Raw genomic sequence first — 15,034 nt, forward strand, 5'->3', positions numbered from 1 at the left:
CGCCGGTATGCTTCCATTACAGCATGAGACGTCCTTTATATAAGCATCCTAATAAAAAAGAGAAGCCTGCTGATCTTCAACTCAATAGATAGCATGCAATGGCTGTCTGAATTTCTGGCTAACGGAGGAACATACGGTAAAACTTTTAAGCCACACTTCTGATGACAATTTTTGCAGGTTTTAGAAATGACCAAAATAGAAGGTCCGGGAGTCAAGCAGGGAAGATATCTTGACCAGGTGTGGTTGGACAAGCCGAATGTATATCGATTGGAAAGCAATTCATTTTATTGAAGGAAAAAGGACCGGAGTCATCCAGTCCTTTTCATCACATCGGTCAAATCCCCGCCCAAACATCTTTTGCGTAAATGCCTTTTGTCTGGAGGTCCAAAAGCCATTCTTGCGCTTGCCGTTCGTCTGTTTCGTGGACTGACTGATACGCTTTTTGCAGCGTTGCCTCTACATCGGGCGCCATTTTGCTGCCGTCGCCGCATACGTAGAGGTGCCCTCCCCGGCCGAGGATGGAAATTAAAGCGCCGGCGTCTTTCGCCATTAAGTGCTGCACATACGTTTTCGGTACGCCTTCTTTGCGGGAGAAAGCCGTATGAAGCGTCACAATTCCGTCTTTTTCATAAGCTTCAAGCTCATCACGGTAAATAAAATCATGATCGTTTCTGCATCCGAAATACAGACGAGCCTCGCCCAGCTCTTTTCCTTCTTTTTTTAACGCCGCGCGGGCCTGCAGAAATCCGCGGAACGGGGCGACTCCTGTGCCGGGACCGACCATAATAATCGGTTTTTCCGGATCTTCCGGCAGCCGGAATCGTGTTTCCGGAGTGCGGACAAACATCACGATACCATCCTCAGGGCGGCGGTCCGCTAAATAATTCGAAGCAACTCCGCGATACTCACCCAAACCGCTCCGGGCGGGGCCGCGAACGACACCGACGGTAATTGAGGCCTGCCCGGGATGTTTCCGCGGCGAACTTGAAATCGAATAATACCGCGGCTTCAGCGGGCGCAAAAGCTCCAGAAATCGCTCAAACGGAAGTTCACACGCTTCATATTTTTCAAGGAGATCGAGCATCGAGACGCGCGATGTTAAGATTTGCTCCTGATAGACGCCCTCCTCAAGAAAATCTTCCAATTCCCGTTTGTGCGGCGGACAGACCGTATAAGCGGCCATTTCCCGGATTTGAGCCCTTGATGCCGCTTCCTGCAATTCGACACAGCTGCTCAGAAGATCATGCAGCCTGACCGGCCGATCGAGCGGGAGATGAGCCGCGCTCTGTCCGCTGGCCGTCAGCAGCACTTGATCATTCCCGTTCAGATTGAACCGGCGGAGAACACGGCTGACCTGCTCTTTGCTGTTTACCGGCAGCACGCCGAGGTGATCCCCTTCATGATAGGCAGCCTCTTTCGGCAGAGTGATTTCGATATGCCTTGTGCTCCGGCCGCTTTCCGGCGCCTGAAGTTCCCTGTTTTCCGCAACGGATGCGTAAACCGCTTCATACGTCTTTGCCAAAGGAGACCCGCCAAGCCCGCTGACAAATTGAAGGCCCAGCGCACTTCGCTCTTTTTCGGCATTTTCATTCAGCTTGAGACCGAATGCCTTCATGGCGTCCGTCCACATGCTTTTTTTCCATTCATCAAGATTTCCTTCAAAATCGCCGCTGACGTCCCCTTCACCCCGGGAGGAGAAGCGTTCCGCCCCTTTTTCGGCAAGCTTCTCATCAATCAGTCTCGGCACAGCCTGATATGTCGCCGCCCAGTTATGATCACCGCAGCCGAAGACGGCATATCGGACGCCTTCCAGTTCCCCGGGTTTGACTTCTTCAAGCCATTGAACGAATTGTCCCGCGTTGCTCGGAGGCTTTCCGTTATAAGAGGACGTAATGATCAAGAGAGCTCCTTCTTTCGGCAATTTTCCGATCCGGTCATTTAAAGGCGCCGTTTCAGTCCGGACGCCGTGCATCCCGGCAGTATCGGCAAGTTCCCGCGCCACGCCTTCTGCGGTTCCCGTATCTGAGCCGTACAAAATCAGAAGCGGTCGGTTATCAAGCCCGATAATGGATGCGCCTTTTGTTTCCCGTTTTTCTTTTTCGACGTCTTCCGCCGCTTTTTCAGCCGCCGGGAGAGCTGCCGCAACGGCTCCTTTGTTTCTCGGCCGCACCCGGATATGAAAGTCGCCGGGCTTGATCGTCAGGGTCTGTTTAATATCGAGCTCATAATCGGTGTGATCGATAAAGGTAAAATGCTGCAGAATCATTCCCAGAACAAGAGTTGCTTCATGCAGGGCGAACTGCATACCGATACACGCCCTCTGACCGTTTCCGAACGGCTTGTACGCATGGTGAGGCACTTGACCAGGATGTTCAAACCGCTCCGGATAAAATTCCTCCGCATTGTCTCCCCACGCGTCTTTATCACGGTGAAGCTGGGGAATTAAGACGGAAATTCTGTCTTTCGGCGTGATCGGATATTTCCCGCCGATCACCGTATCCTCTTTCGCATAAAGGCTGAACGCAGGAGCGGTCGGCCATAAGCGCAATGACTCCTGCAAAATCATTCGGATATAAGTAAGCTCCAGTACTTGTTTATAAGAAGGAACGGGATCGGTCAAAACCCGATCGGCTTCTTCATAGGCTTTTTCCAAAACACGGGGATGTTTCAGCAGAAAATAGATGGCAAAGGAAAGCAGGCCGCTGGTCGTTTCGTGGCCGGCAATTAAAAACGTGATGATTTGAAACCGGATATTTTCATCATCAAGTTTTTCGCCCGTTTCCGGGTCTTCCACATTCAGCATTCTGGCCAGCAGATCCTTTTCATCCCGTCCGCCTGACCGGCGCTCTGCGATAATACTGTCTACTAACGAAAACATCGCCTGAATGTCATGATGAAATTGGCGCTTCGTCCTGATCATGAGCTTATCCTGAACATCAAGGCGCTGCATTTGGTGCATCGCTTCATCAAGGGCGCGCACCATGCTGTTGATAAACGGATGAGGCGTTTCCCTGTAATAGCTGTTAAACCGATAGTTAAAGCCGCAAAGCCCGATCGTATCAAGCGTCAGGCGGGTCATATCAGCAGGCACATCAACGGCCTCATCCGGATTCAGCCTAGCCCATTTTTGAATCAGCTGCACCGCGATATCAGTCATCATCGAATGATAATCTTTCATCGCGCGCTGGCTGAAGGTCGGCATCAGAATATTATGCGCCTTTCGCCAGTTAGGCTCATGCGTCCAGCTTGTAAACAGCCCGTCACCGGAAAACGCCCGGACTTTCTCCAAAGCCCCTTCAATGCTTTTATCGAACCGCTCTTCATCACAAACCTCTTTCACCAGTTCATGTCCGGACACGACGATAATGGCGCCCGCCGGGGTATGCAGCTGAAAAATAGGCCCTTGCTCGTTTGCCAGTTTGATCAGCGACATTGTAGGCTTGTCTTTATCAAGCAAAGGAAGATTGCCGAGCGGACCGAATGTCTTCGGCTGCGGAATCGGACCTGTTTCCTTCATGAATAACACCCTTTCTTACACATTGATGCGTTCCTTCCAACTACAGTGCCCTTTTCACCGGCCGATTATCCGCCGTTACGGATCAATCCCCGGATTGACGATCAATAACGGTTTTTTCTATACTGGAGAGGCTTGTTAAATACAGAAATAAGGTGAGTTCACATATGGATTTTGAAATCAAGTTTTTATCGTTTTATGTCATTCAAGTGGAAGGAAAAGACGAACAGGCAAATAAACAGTTCAAACATTTCCAGACCCTTGACACGGAAGAATTTGAAGAAAGCGAGCTGAAGGATTTTCTTGACGGGGAATTGAAGAAAATCGTCAAACGGAAAGCCGAACGGCATCCGCAATCCGAGCAGGTCCCCACAAAAATCGGCCATTTTATCACGGAGCCGGGCCATGAGCTTGATTCAAATCCGAATTACAACCTTTTCAACCGCGCCAGACTTGCGGATACGAAGGAAGCATTTATCGAGGCAAGCGAGCAGTTCGTCCGTACTTATCTTGACACGAGCGCCGTGCGCGGCGGTGTTTTTATCGTGGCATCGGCCGTTCCGCGTAAATATTTTGAGGACAAATTCGTCTTTATGATGAAATGCGATTTCGAGCCGAAGGTCGCCCGCATCTCAGACGCCTCGTCTCTCATTAAAAAGGTCGAAATGGCCATCACGACAAAAAACATGAAAAGCATTCAATATCCGTATATGCCGGAAGAAGGCATGACGGAAGAGCATGAGCTGAAAATCCACCAGGCCTCGCACGCCCGTTATTTCGAAGATTTTCTCAAATTTGTCGAATATGGCGAATCGATGCCGGAAATCATGAAAAACCAAGTCATGAACATGGTGCAGGAACACGTGTATGAAACTTTTGAAGAAAACAGCGAAGAGCTTCAGCAGTTTGAGCACGACATTGAAATTTGGGAAGCGAGTGAAAAGCGGGAAATTCAGGAGCGCCTCGACACCCATCAAGTCATCGAGGCATCCGCGCAGATCATTGAACACACGCCGGAAGCCGAGCTGAAAATGAAAGTCGGAGAAACAGAGATTAAAGGATTACTGGCTGATTTCGGCGAATCCATCCATCTCGCAAAAGTGAACGGGCGCTATGTCGCGCTCATTGAGGCGGAGACGATCTCGTTTGAAAAAGGCAGTTCGCCGGTGGAGTTTCACAAGCCTGAGGGGCTGCATGAGGTGATTGAGCGGATACGGAATAAAGCTGAACAAGACTGACAAAAGTCCAGACGCCATGTTCTGGACTTTCTTTATTTAATAAGGCTCTTTGAGCAATCGATAGCATTCACCGATGATGTCTTGGACGCCAGGCGTTCCCTTTATCTCGCGGCGGACGATTTCAGATGAGAGATTCTGCACCTGTAATGCCCGCTCCGCCCGTCTTTCAAAGTATGCTTGACATGCAGTTTCATGGTTTTCGTGTTTTTGCAGTTCTTCACTAAGCACAATCGCGTCTTCAATCGCCATTGCCGCTCCCTGCGCCAATGTCGGCGCTCCTGCATGGACGGCATCCCCGCCCAGAACGACGCGGCCTCTGTGCCACGGTTCTTTGACCGCCATCTGCTCAATCTTATGAAACAAAACGGGATATTCCTTTGACATATTCTCTGTCACAAACTTTACTCCCGGAATTCCGCGCAGCAAGTCTCTCACCCGTTCAAAACGTGTGTCCTCGTCATCCCTGAAGTCAGCGTCATACGGCCGGATGATAAATACGTATCCTGTTTTTTCAGAGAGCGGCACGACCCCGACCTGCGTCTGCCCCTTTTTATACATCAGTGTCGAATCATGAAAAACCGGCTCGGGAAAAGAAATGTAAAATCTGTGCGCTCCCATGCCGAGATACTCTGTTTTCACTTCCCTTTGCAGCATGTGATCGCGGACAGCGGAGCGGATGCCGTCAAAGCCGGCGAGAATGTCAGCCGTCATCGCGGTTCCGTCTCCACAATGCACCGTTATTTCATCTGCCGTTTCTTCGTAAGACACGACTTTTTTACCGGGCAGAATCGTGACTCCCGCCGCTTCAGCATGCTTGCTGAGGATATCGTTTAATGTTTGCCGCAATATATTATTCCGCCCCGGCAATGTATCATCTAAAAACGCCTCACTCACTTTAAACTGCAGCGTTCCGTTTTCATCATGCTGCTTCAGCCATTCCGTTTGAAAGCCGTGTAGACAGCATTCATCATACACACCGATTTCCCGAAGCACCCGAAGCGCATTTTGAGGCTGAAGAATGCCCGCTCCGCTTTTTCGCATGTCGGACGCCGCCTCGCAAAGGGTCACTTCAAAACCCGCTCTGCCGAGAGAAATCGCTGCGGACAGGCCGCCGATCCCTCCGCCCGCTATGATGATCTTTTTCACTTCATGGTTCATCACGATACCGCCTTCTCTATTTATTTATCATTCATTAACTATTAGCCACCTTACTATACAGGCTGAAAAACTGTCAATCTTTATAGGTTGCCTTTTGAATCCGGCAAGCTTATACTTTGAATCACTAAAATGGTACGGAGGCTTACAAAAATGGAGTTGAGACATTTGCCGGATTACTCGCAGATTGCCGGACGCGCTGAGATTTACGCCGGTATGGATGCTGAATCATTGAAAACATTTTTGACGTTATTTGATATGTCTAAAAAAATGAATCAGGTCATGGAGCATTATTTCTCAAGTCACGGATTGTCCGAAGGGAAATTCAAAATTTTAATGTTTCTGTTTGACGAACCCGGCCACAGCCTGAGTCCGACGGAGCTGGCGAAAAAATCCAATGTCACCAAAGCGACCATCACCGGATTGATCGACGGACTCGCACGGGACGGCTTTGTAAACCGCAGCCGGCATACCGGTGACAGACGAAAAATCAGCATCGAACTTACAAGGGAAGGAAAAGAAAAGCTGATGCTGTTTCTTCCCGGCCACTTCTCCAACATTTCAGCAGTCATGGAAAGCTTCACTGCTGGAGAAAAAGCGGAATTGACAAAAATGCTTGAAGTTTTATTTGATAAGCTTCTGCTGTTTTCCGGAGACAGAACATAAAAAGGCGTCCCTCTCAGCAGGGCGCCTTTTTCGCGCGGTTAATCATCACTGTTTAAAATCCCGAAAAACCGAAGCAGGTTGATAAACAAGTTGATAAAGTCGATATAAAGCGTCAATGCCATCAAAGGAATCAGGTCAGCCGTGATGTCCCGGTGCTTGATCTGGTTCAGATCGTATAAGATGTACATTGAAAACACAATCGTTCCGATGACGGAATACGCCATCATGGCGGCGGAATTCAGCGGGCTGAAAATATTAAAGATCCCCACTGCGAGAAGCGCGATAACAGCGACAAGCAAGAAGGACCATAAAAACGACAAGTCCTTTTTCGTTTTAGCGCCGATCGTGCCGAGCACCGCAAAAATCACAAACGAAGAACCGAATGCCTCCAATACGACATAGGCTCCGGCTGCGGACGCATAATGGCTGATGATCGGAAACAGCGTCATTCCGGAAATAAAAGCGAATGAAAAGACAAACACATATCCGACGGCTTTTTTTCGGCGCAGCCAAAATGCGGCGATGATCATGACGACCTCTAAGATCGACAGCGGCAGTATCAATGCCGGCGGAATGAACTGGCCCGTATACAGGCCGATTGTCGCAACTAACAGTGTAAACACAAATACCGTTATAATGCGCTGCATAATAGATTGTTTGCTCTCATAAGCAGCAGTTTGCATGTCAAAAGTCCTCCCAAAAAATGATCGTGATAGGTCTATTATAAATAAAATGGGAGAAATTTGCATGATTTTAAGAAGATTTTAAGGATGTCAGGCCTGACGTTTTGCTGCGCACTCCTGCATATCCATGAAATCATGCAGTTTTTTCGTCAATCCGCCGTGCCCGAATCGGATATTCCCCTTCTGCCCCGGCGTTTTCACGAAATCAAGGAATGCCAGCACATAAAGACGCCTGACGGGAATCGGAATGACGCCCGCATCATAAAACCAGCCGTCAATTGTATTGAGCACGCCTTTATTTATGCCGTATTGCTTCGTGCACCAATGCAGAAAGCGCACTTCGGGCAGGTGCAGATACCGGCTCTCCCGGAAAGGAACAGTTGAATGCTTCATATGTACCGCCTCCTGTCATTGGCTGTTTTTTAAGATTGTTTTAATTCTTTGCTCTTCAGGGAAAATCGATATTTCTCCACCTTATCAATTTGTGTCACTTGGGAATTATGAACCGTAATCTGAACAGTCCCGAAATCGAGCGTTTCCAGCGCACTGATAATCTTTTCGATCACATGCGGATCTACGTTTCCTTTGGACGTCATCATGCTCCCCCTTTATGTCTGGCCGTTCGTCTTTTGACAATGAGTGTTTTAATTCATACTATTCTGATAAGAAATATATAATTATACTATTATGTTTTCATTCAGAAATCAACAGCATTTACACAATTTTCGGATATGTTTTCTTTGCGAAAACTTTCACTTCCTTCGCTTTGACATAAACCGTGTCGCCGACGCCCGCCCCCAAGGCGTCATATTGCTCTTTTGAGAGCTCAATCTCCAAGTGCTGGCCTGTGTCGGTACGGATGGCTTCCAATCTGACGGACGGTCCGATGGCACGGATATGAGCCGCCTTTGCTTCAAATGAATGCAGACCGGACGGTTTTTTTTCTACGGTAAAATGGTGCGGCCTCACATAAGCGATCCCCTTGTCCTGATCAGCATGCCCGACAGGTATTGCTGCGTTTCCGGTGATCAGCTTTCCTTCCTCCACTCTTCCTTCAAATACGTTGACACTGCCGAGAAAGTCGTACACAAACGGATTTGCGGGGTGATCATACACCTCCTGCGGCGTTCCGATCTGTTCAATCGCACCTTCATTCATAATGACAATGCGGTCGGCCACATCAAGCGCTTCTTCCTGGTCGTGAGTGACGAAAATACTTGTCATGCCGAATTCATCATGAAGCCGTCTGAGCCATTGCCTTAACTCTTTTCTTACTTTGGCGTCAAGCGCGCCGAACGGTTCATCCAACAGCAGAATGTTCGGTTCTACGGCCAAGGCGCGTGCGAGGGCGGCTCTTTGTCTTTGTCCGCCTGACAGCTGCGAGGGATAGCGCTTTTCATAAGGTTCCAGTTTCACAAGCGCCAGAAGCTCTCTCACCTTTTCGGCAATTTCCTTTTTGGCGGGACGCTGCTTTCGCGGACGGACTTTTAATCCGTAGGCGACATTTTCAAAAATCGTCATCTTGCTGAATAACGCATAGTGCTGAAACACAAAACCGACATGCCTGCTTTTTACATGCGTATCCGTCACATCTTGTTTTCCGAACAGGACACGTCCCCCATCTGCCTGCTCGAGGCCGGCAATGACTCTCAATAATGACGTTTTGCCTGAGCCTGACGGGCCGAGAAGCGCAACCAGCTCGCCATTATTGACGTGAAGATTGATATCCCGCAATGCCTGATAGTTTCCGTAATGCTTAGAAATACTGTCGATCGTAATCTCCATAATGACTCCTTCCTCATCCGGCTTTGACAGAACGATAACCGGCTTTCCATTCAATGATGTTTTTCAAAAACAGTGTCACAATCGCAAAAACCGACATGACGGAGGCCGCCGCAAAAGCGGCCGTAAACTGATATTCGTTGTACAAAATTTCGATATGAAGCGGGAGCGTGTTGGTAACACCCCTGATATGACCGGAAACGACTGATACGGCGCCGAATTCGCCGATTGTCCGGGCCGCGCTCAAAATCACGCCGTAGATCAGCCCCCATTTGATATTAGGCAGCGTCACATGCCAGAACGTTCTCCAGCCACCAGCACCAAGGGTGACGGACGCTTCTTCTTCAGCATTTCCCAAGCTTTGCATAAGCGGTATTAATTCCCGGGCGATAAAAGGGAGCGTCACAAACAAGGATGCAAGCACGATTCCCGGGACTGCGAATACGATTTTTATCTGGTGATCAAGTAAAAATGGACCAAGCCAGCCGTGAAGCCCGAACAAAAGGACAAAGATTAAGCCCGCGATTACCGGAGACACGGCAAACGGCAGATCAATCAGTGTCATAAACAGACTTTTCCCCCTGAATTCATATTTGGTCACAGTCCACGCCGCGGCGACGCCGAACAGCGTATTCAGCGGAACCGTGATAAAAACGACGAGGAGCGTCAATTTCATCGCGGCAAGGGAATCCGGATGCGTGACAAAGAGGATATATGCTTCCGCTCCCTTTTTAAAAGCTTCAATAAATATGAATGCAAGCGGCATGATTAAAAATATGGACAAAAAGAGCAGAACTGCTGAGATCAGCACCCATTTCACAACGGGTGATTCCCGTATCTCCCGCTTAGGCACGGCTGTTTTCGCTGTTTCCAGCTGCATGGCATATCCCCTACCTTCCTGCGTATTTTCTCGCGGTGAGCCATTGCAATCCATTGATGATGAATAAAATGAAAAATGTGATGACAAGCATGACTGCCGCAACAGCTGTTGCCCCGGCATAATCGTATTGCTCTAATTTCGTCATAATGATCAGCGGGGAAATCTCGGTTTTAAACGGCATATTGCCCGCGATAAATACAACAGAACCATACTCCCCGAGGGCGCGGGCAAAAGATAATGCGAAACCCGATATAATAGAAGGAAAAAGCTCCGGCAGAATGACCTTTTGGAAGGTTTTCCATTTCGAAGCTCCAAGTGACGCAGATGCTTCTTCCGTTTCCTTTTGGAGATTTTCTAAGACGGGCTGAACCATCCTGACGACAAAAGGCAGCCCGATAAACGTCAATGCGATGACAATGCCGATCGGTGTAAAGGAAATACGGAAAGGAAACAACTGTCCGATCCAGCCGTCCGGTGAATACATTGCCGTTAATGTAATGCCTGCGACGGCGGTCGGCAGGGCAAACGGCAGATCAACCAGGCCGTCAGCCAGCCTTTTCCCCGGAAAGTCATATCTCGTCAGCACCCAGGCGATGACAACGCCGAAAACCGCATTGATCAAAGCGGCGCAGCCCGCCGTCAAGAAGCTCAGCCGATAGGAAGCCGCGGCCCTCGGCTCAGAAATGATATGCCAGACGCCCCCGGGCCCCATTGACATCGTATGAAAAAACACCATGGACAGCGGCACGATAACCAAAACGGCCATATATAAAAATGTAAATCCCATCGTTAATCCGAACCCCGGAATCACGGACGGTTTTGTTTTTTTGAAAAGTAACGTTCTCATACTCGTTTCCTCTTTCTATTTCTCATAGATGCTGTCAAAGGTTCCGCCGTCATTGAAATGGGTTTCCTGCGCTTTTTTCCAGCCGCCGAATTCCTTTTCGACCGTCACCGTTTTAATCTGCGGGAATTGTTTTTCATACTTTTTCAGAACCTCTTTATCGCGGGGCCGGTAAAAATTCTTCGCGGCGATCTCCTGCCCTTTTTTGCTGTAGAGGTAGGACAAATATGCTTCAGCCGCTTTTTTTGTTCCTTTTTTATCGGCGGTTTTGTCGACAACAGAGACAGGAGGCTCAGCCAGAATGCTGATTGAAGGATTGACAATCTCATATTTCTCCTTGCCGAATTCCTTCAGTGTGAGATAGGCCTCATTTTCCCAGGCGATCAGCACATCCCCCATCCCTCTTTCTGTAAAACTGGTCGTGGCTCCGCGCGCCCCTGAATCAAGCACTTCCACATTGCCGTAGAGGTCTTTCATAAACTGTTTGATTTTCGTGTCGTCATGATGATACGTTTCATCGGCATATGCCCATGCCGCTAAATAGTTCCATCTGGCTCCGCCCGATGTTTTCGGATTGGGCGTAATGACCGAAACGTCCTTTTTCACCAAGTCAGCCCAATCAGTGATGTGTTTCGGATTCCCTTTTCTGACTAAAAATACGATGGTTGACGTGTAAGGAGTTGATTGATCCGGCAGACGTGACTGCCAGTTTTGATCAATGAGCCGGGCTTTTTCTGCTATCGAATCAATGTCATAACCTAAAGCAAGCGTTACGACATCAGCATCGAGTCCGTCTATTACGGATCTGGCCTGCTTCCCCGAACCTCCGTGTGACTGCTGAACGGTTACATCTTGACCCGTTTTCTTTTTCCAGTAGGAAGAAAAGGCCTGATTATACTCTTTATACAGCTCCCGTGTCGGATCATACGATACATTCAGCAGCTGAACGGTCTTTCCGTCTGATGACGCGCTGCCGGACTCAGATTGACAGGCTGACAGCGCCCCTGCCAATAAGATCAATACTAAAAATGCCGCTGTTTTTTTCATGTGCCTGATTTCTCCTCTCTTTTTCCGCATAAAAAAAGGCATATTATCCCCTTTCAAAAAAGGGAAATAATATGCCTTCAGTTGACTGATGGGCAATTATACCGGTATCAGATTTGGGCAGAACGGCCAGCTTTCGTTTGTGTACGATCAGCTATTTGTGCCGGTTCGATGTGTATAAGAATAATTCAAACTATCCCTAGCTGTCAACTAAGTTTTAGAATATTTAAATTGTTTTCCGCTGACAAAAAAAAGCGCCCCGCCTCTGGCCGGAGCACCTTTTTTCTATGCTTTTGCTTCCTCGATCACACATGTGACACCCATGCTGGCGAGCGCCTGCTCCAGGGAGCCGTAAGTTTGATACTCTGAAAAATCAAGTCCCAATTGGATAGAAGTCTGTGCCACATCAGGCCGAATGCCGGAAAACACGGTTCTGATGCCGAGGAGAAATAACGTTTTCGACAGCATATACAATTGCTGCGCCACCATCGTATCGACAATGGGCACACCGGACAGATCAATCACAAGGTTTGTGATCCGTTTGGCGACACAGTTTTCCGGCACCGACTCCAAAATCACACGCGCCCGTCTCGTATCAATCGCGCCGATGAGCGGCAGAGTGCCGATCGTATCCGCGATCAAAATAACCGGACAGCTCAATTCGGAAATAAGCTCCTGCTGAGATGACAGCCTCGCGATCATTAATTTCTGAAACTGTTCAGTAAAATCCGTCATCAGCTGATCAAACGAGCCGTTGACAAGGTGATTCCAGCGGCGGGCATCCTCGTTTGTTACGATGTCCTGATGCTCATCCATAAAACGGGTGACCGCCTCCCAAAAGACAGTTCTTGAATTGCCGATCGCCTCAACGACCTCATGAACCTCCGCGTCTTGCTCCACTCTGCTTTTCGCTACCTGTGCGGCCCATTTTTCTTTATTATGCTGAAAAACGGCCGGATCTTCCAAAAAAGCGCTTGCGATGACCGTGTTTGTAAAGGTATGCTGCTCGATCAGCAGCCGTTTCATTTCCTCACTTAATTGATCCGCAGAATAAAAACGCCCTCTCAGCTTCCGTCTCAGCTTGAGCCATTTTTCCGTCAGCTCTGCCGAATGTGTAATAATATAATCATGAAGTAATTGGTCTTTGTTCACTGCCGTCTCCTCTTTCAAGAATGTACTTTTGTCTAAATTATAAATCGGAATCGCCGATCGCACTAGAGAAATTAAAAAAAGCCGGCACATTAAAGCTTTTGATTGCTTTTTCCGGCAGGAGGATACACTATAAAAGAAATGAAACAGGAGGTCAGTATGATGATCAAAAAAATCGCGACAGTCGCCGTATACACTGATGATCAGCAAAAAGCGAAAACATTCTGGACGGAAAAAGCGGGGTTTGAAACCGTTGCCGAGCATCCGATGGGACCGGGCGCCTTCTGGCTTGAGGTAGCGCCCAAAGGGGCCGCCACTCATTTGGTTATTTATCCGAAATCGATGATGAAAGGGGCCGAGCATATGAAGGCTTCTATCGTATTTGAGTGTGAAGATGTCTTTGCCGCATACGAACAGATGAAAAAGAACGGCATCACCTTTTTAGATGAACCGAAACAAATGGAATGGGGCAGCTTCGTGCAATTTAAAGATGAGGATGGTCATGTCTTTCTCCTGAAATCGTAATCCGTCAGGCATCTCAATTGACTTTGAGAATCATTTTCATTTAAAATGTTGATAAAGCGTGAAAATGATTGGAGAGCTGCCAGATGTTTGTGCAAATCAGAAAAATGACCGTAAAAGAAGGACATGCCGACAAAGTAATCGAACGCTTCAGTTCAGAAGGCGTGATTGAAAAGCAGGAAGGTTTGATAGACGTAACAGTCCTGGAAAAAAAAGTCCGCCGCGGTGATGAAGAAGTCGTCGTGTTAATCCGCTGGGAGTCTGAAGACCATTGGAAACAATGGGAAAAAAGCGAAGACCACATCGCGGCCCACAAAGCAAACCAAGGCAAGCCGAAACCTGATTATATGCTTGGAACGGATGTCGGTATGTATCATGTCAGAGCCGTTAAAACAGGCGTACACGAAAAATAATAAAGAGCATTTGCCCCAGGGCAATGCTCTTTTTATTTTTTCTCCTCATACGGCAGGACAAACAGTGGTTTATCGGGCTTCCATTCCGCATACAGCACGTCCTCCGTTTTTTTGATGTTCAGCTTTTTCAGCTCCTGAGTCAGCTGCTTTTCTTCCAGCCCGGCTTCTTTCAGATTTTCATACAGCACTTCACCGTCAATAATCAGCGTGACCGGTAAAGAGACCTGCTTCGGCTTTATTTGCATGTCGCCGTTTTTCGTCGTGTCATATTGGAATTTCGGCAGGACGCTGACCATCCCGTTTGTTTCTAAAATCGCGTACTCCGCTTCCTGTATGGAAAAGCAATTCGCCTGTCTGAGAAGGCTTTGCAATTGATTAATGTCCAGCTTATTCTTTTTCAGCACATCATATTTCAGTTTTCCTTTATGTATGATAATACTCGGCTCGCCTTCCAACAGCTTTCTGGAGCTTTTTACTTTCTGCGTAATCAGTTCGATGAGATAAATTAAAACCCCCCATAACAGAGAAGCAAAAATGATTTCAATAATCCTGACGCCTTTATCATACACCGCATTTCCGACCAGTTCGCCGAGGATGAGCGCGGAAATAAAATCAAACGGCGTAATTTGCGAGAATTGGGTTTTTCCAAGCAATTTTAAAATCACAAATAAAATACCCAAGCCGCATACTAACTCCCAAGCCACTGTAAGTAAATGTCCCATATTCGCACCTTCTTCTTAAAAGTCATTACCATTATGGACATCCGCCTGTTTTCTATACAGCGGCCGGCAATACACAAAAAAACGCAGCCGAGGCCGCGTTTTTTCACTTCTGCTTACTGTTTTTGATTCGATCTGACGACCCGTAAGCACACCTCAGCGGCATAACCGGCTGCCGCTCCGGAACCCGCAAACATCGCGGCAAGCCCCAAGCCCATTCCTTCCCAGCCGCCGACACCGAAAATGCTGTAAACAACCGTACCGAAAGCAGTCAGGCCCAGCACCGCCAAAAGGCACTCAGGCCACATCTTTTTCGGCCATTTCTTACGGAGCACAGCCGATACGGCAAAGTTAAGACAAAATGCGGCCAGACAGATCAGATAAAAAAACCCCATGTCTTTTGCACCTCCGTCATGAGGAGCTTT

The 15,034-nt window shown here is 48.2% G+C and carries 16 protein-coding genes; 4 read left to right on the forward strand and 12 right to left on the reverse strand.

The window, feature by feature from the left end; genetic code table 11:
* Nucleotides 1-334: 334 nt before the first annotated feature.
* Nucleotides 335-3,517: a bifunctional cytochrome P450/NADPH--P450 reductase gene (locus G9F48_RS15880; RefSeq protein ID WP_165409770.1), complete on the reverse strand. Its 3,183-nt coding sequence runs from the start codon at nt 3,515-3,517 to the stop codon at nt 335-337.
* Between the two features lie 164 nt (nt 3,518-3,681).
* On the opposite strand from G9F48_RS15880, the gene G9F48_RS15885 reads away from it, so the two are divergent.
* Nucleotides 3,682-4,752: a DUF3900 domain-containing protein gene (locus G9F48_RS15885; RefSeq protein WP_165409771.1), complete on the forward strand. Its 1,071-nt coding sequence runs from the start codon at nt 3,682-3,684 to the stop codon at nt 4,750-4,752.
* Nucleotides 4,753-4,788: 36 nt separating this feature from the next.
* On the opposite strand, the gene G9F48_RS15890 is transcribed toward G9F48_RS15885, so the two are convergent.
* Complete coding sequence (locus G9F48_RS15890) at nt 4,789-5,910, reverse strand: FAD-dependent oxidoreductase (RefSeq protein WP_165409805.1); 1,122 nt, start codon at nt 5,908-5,910, stop codon at nt 4,789-4,791.
* A 150-nt stretch (nt 5,911-6,060) separates the two neighbouring features.
* On the opposite strand from G9F48_RS15890, the gene G9F48_RS15895 reads away from it, so the two are divergent.
* Nucleotides 6,061-6,573 (forward strand): MarR family winged helix-turn-helix transcriptional regulator, encoded by a 513-nt coding sequence (locus G9F48_RS15895; protein ID WP_146283737.1) that lies wholly within the window; start codon nt 6,061-6,063, stop codon nt 6,571-6,573.
* Between the two features lie 38 nt (nt 6,574-6,611).
* On the opposite strand, the gene G9F48_RS15900 is transcribed toward G9F48_RS15895, so the two are convergent.
* The 8 genes from G9F48_RS15900 to G9F48_RS15935 all read right to left on the reverse strand — a co-directional run bounded on the left by G9F48_RS15900 (nt 6,612) and on the right by G9F48_RS15935 (nt 12,958).
* Nucleotides 6,612-7,256 (reverse strand): Bax inhibitor-1/YccA family protein, encoded by a 645-nt coding sequence (locus G9F48_RS15900; RefSeq protein ID WP_165409772.1) that lies wholly within the window; start codon nt 7,254-7,256, stop codon nt 6,612-6,614.
* Between the two features lie 90 nt (nt 7,257-7,346).
* A complete protein-coding gene (locus tag G9F48_RS15905) occupies nt 7,347-7,649 on the reverse strand; it encodes a hypothetical protein (RefSeq protein ID WP_003155691.1) in 303 nt (100 codons plus the stop codon).
* Nucleotides 7,650-7,678: 29 nt separating this feature from the next.
* The gene (locus G9F48_RS15910) at nt 7,679-7,852 is read right to left on the reverse strand and encodes a YezD family protein (protein ID WP_070081483.1); all 174 of its coding nucleotides are present in this window, start codon (nt 7,850-7,852) and stop codon (nt 7,679-7,681) included.
* A gap of 118 nt (nt 7,853-7,970) precedes the next feature.
* Nucleotides 7,971-9,041 carry a sulfate/molybdate ABC transporter ATP-binding protein gene (locus G9F48_RS15915; RefSeq protein WP_156736053.1) on the reverse strand — a complete coding sequence of 357 codons (1,071 nt, stop codon included), beginning with the start codon at nt 9,039-9,041 and terminating at the stop codon, nt 7,971-7,973.
* A 13-nt stretch (nt 9,042-9,054) separates the two neighbouring features.
* Entirely contained in the window at nt 9,055-9,918 is an 864-nt protein-coding gene (gene cysW / locus G9F48_RS15920; RefSeq protein WP_165409773.1) for a sulfate ABC transporter permease subunit CysW, read from the reverse strand.
* 10 nt (nt 9,919-9,928) lie between these two features.
* Nucleotides 9,929-10,765: a sulfate ABC transporter permease subunit CysT gene (gene cysT / locus G9F48_RS15925; RefSeq protein WP_156736051.1), complete on the reverse strand. Its 837-nt coding sequence runs from the start codon at nt 10,763-10,765 to the stop codon at nt 9,929-9,931.
* Between the two features lie 15 nt (nt 10,766-10,780).
* Nucleotides 10,781-11,809, reverse strand: a complete 1,029-nt coding sequence (locus G9F48_RS15930) for a sulfate ABC transporter substrate-binding protein (protein ID WP_063174337.1) — start codon at nt 11,807-11,809, stop codon at nt 10,781-10,783.
* A 282-nt stretch (nt 11,810-12,091) separates the two neighbouring features.
* Nucleotides 12,092-12,958 (reverse strand): STAS domain-containing protein, encoded by an 867-nt coding sequence (locus G9F48_RS15935; RefSeq protein ID WP_015416994.1) that lies wholly within the window; start codon nt 12,956-12,958, stop codon nt 12,092-12,094.
* Between the two features lie 159 nt (nt 12,959-13,117).
* On the opposite strand from G9F48_RS15935, the gene G9F48_RS15940 reads away from it, so the two are divergent.
* Nucleotides 13,118-13,480: a VOC family protein gene (locus G9F48_RS15940; protein ID WP_007408938.1), complete on the forward strand. Its 363-nt coding sequence runs from the start codon at nt 13,118-13,120 to the stop codon at nt 13,478-13,480.
* 83 nt (nt 13,481-13,563) lie between these two features.
* A complete protein-coding gene (gene hmoA / locus G9F48_RS15945; protein WP_003155696.1) occupies nt 13,564-13,890 on the forward strand; it encodes a heme-degrading oxygenase HmoA in 327 nt (108 codons plus the stop codon).
* A gap of 32 nt (nt 13,891-13,922) precedes the next feature.
* On the opposite strand, the gene G9F48_RS15950 is transcribed toward hmoA, so the two are convergent.
* The gene (locus G9F48_RS15950) at nt 13,923-14,612 is read right to left on the reverse strand and encodes a YetF domain-containing protein (RefSeq protein WP_156736048.1); all 690 of its coding nucleotides are present in this window, start codon (nt 14,610-14,612) and stop codon (nt 13,923-13,925) included.
* A gap of 113 nt (nt 14,613-14,725) precedes the next feature.
* Nucleotides 14,726-15,004: a YesK-like family protein gene (locus G9F48_RS15955; protein ID WP_017419062.1), complete on the reverse strand. Its 279-nt coding sequence runs from the start codon at nt 15,002-15,004 to the stop codon at nt 14,726-14,728.
* Nucleotides 15,005-15,034 lie beyond the last annotated feature (30 nt).

It is taken from the genome of Bacillus sp. EKM420B (genome assembly GCF_011065565.1).
GTDB lineage: Bacteria > Bacillota > Bacilli > Bacillales > Bacillaceae > Bacillus > Bacillus velezensis.

Excerpts from the sequence above, each read along its gene's own strand:
- G9F48_RS15890 (WP_165409805.1), bottom strand. The coding sequence starts at position 5,910 with ATGAACCATGAAGTGAAAAAGATCATCATAGCGGGCGGAGGGATCGGC.
- G9F48_RS15930 (WP_063174337.1), bottom strand. The coding sequence starts at position 11,809 with ATGAAAAAAACAGCGGCATTTTTAGTATTGATCTTATTGGCAGGGGCG.
- cysT (WP_156736051.1), bottom strand. The coding sequence starts at position 10,765 with ATGAGAACGTTACTTTTCAAAAAAACAAAACCGTCCGTGATTCCGGGG.
- G9F48_RS15940 (WP_007408938.1), top strand. The coding sequence starts at position 13,118 with ATGATCAAAAAAATCGCGACAGTCGCCGTATACACTGATGATCAGCAA.
- G9F48_RS15955 (WP_017419062.1), bottom strand. The coding sequence starts at position 15,004 with ATGGGGTTTTTTTATCTGATCTGTCTGGCCGCATTTTGTCTTAACTTT.
- G9F48_RS15910 (WP_070081483.1), bottom strand. The coding sequence starts at position 7,852 with ATGACGTCCAAAGGAAACGTAGATCCGCATGTGATCGAAAAGATTATC.
- G9F48_RS15880 (WP_165409770.1), bottom strand. The coding sequence starts at position 3,517 with ATGAAGGAAACAGGTCCGATTCCGCAGCCGAAGACATTCGGTCCGCTC.
- cysW (WP_165409773.1), bottom strand. The coding sequence starts at position 9,918 with ATGCAGCTGGAAACAGCGAAAACAGCCGTGCCTAAGCGGGAGATACGG.
- hmoA (WP_003155696.1), top strand. The coding sequence starts at position 13,564 with ATGTTTGTGCAAATCAGAAAAATGACCGTAAAAGAAGGACATGCCGAC.
- G9F48_RS15915 (WP_156736053.1), bottom strand. The coding sequence starts at position 9,041 with ATGGAGATTACGATCGACAGTATTTCTAAGCATTACGGAAACTATCAG.
- G9F48_RS15905 (WP_003155691.1), bottom strand. The coding sequence starts at position 7,649 with ATGAAGCATTCAACTGTTCCTTTCCGGGAGAGCCGGTATCTGCACCTG.
- G9F48_RS15900 (WP_165409772.1), bottom strand. The coding sequence starts at position 7,256 with ATGCAAACTGCTGCTTATGAGAGCAAACAATCTATTATGCAGCGCATT.
- G9F48_RS15895 (WP_146283737.1), top strand. The coding sequence starts at position 6,061 with ATGGAGTTGAGACATTTGCCGGATTACTCGCAGATTGCCGGACGCGCT.
- G9F48_RS15885 (WP_165409771.1), top strand. The coding sequence starts at position 3,682 with ATGGATTTTGAAATCAAGTTTTTATCGTTTTATGTCATTCAAGTGGAA.
- G9F48_RS15950 (WP_156736048.1), bottom strand. The coding sequence starts at position 14,612 with ATGGGACATTTACTTACAGTGGCTTGGGAGTTAGTATGCGGCTTGGGT.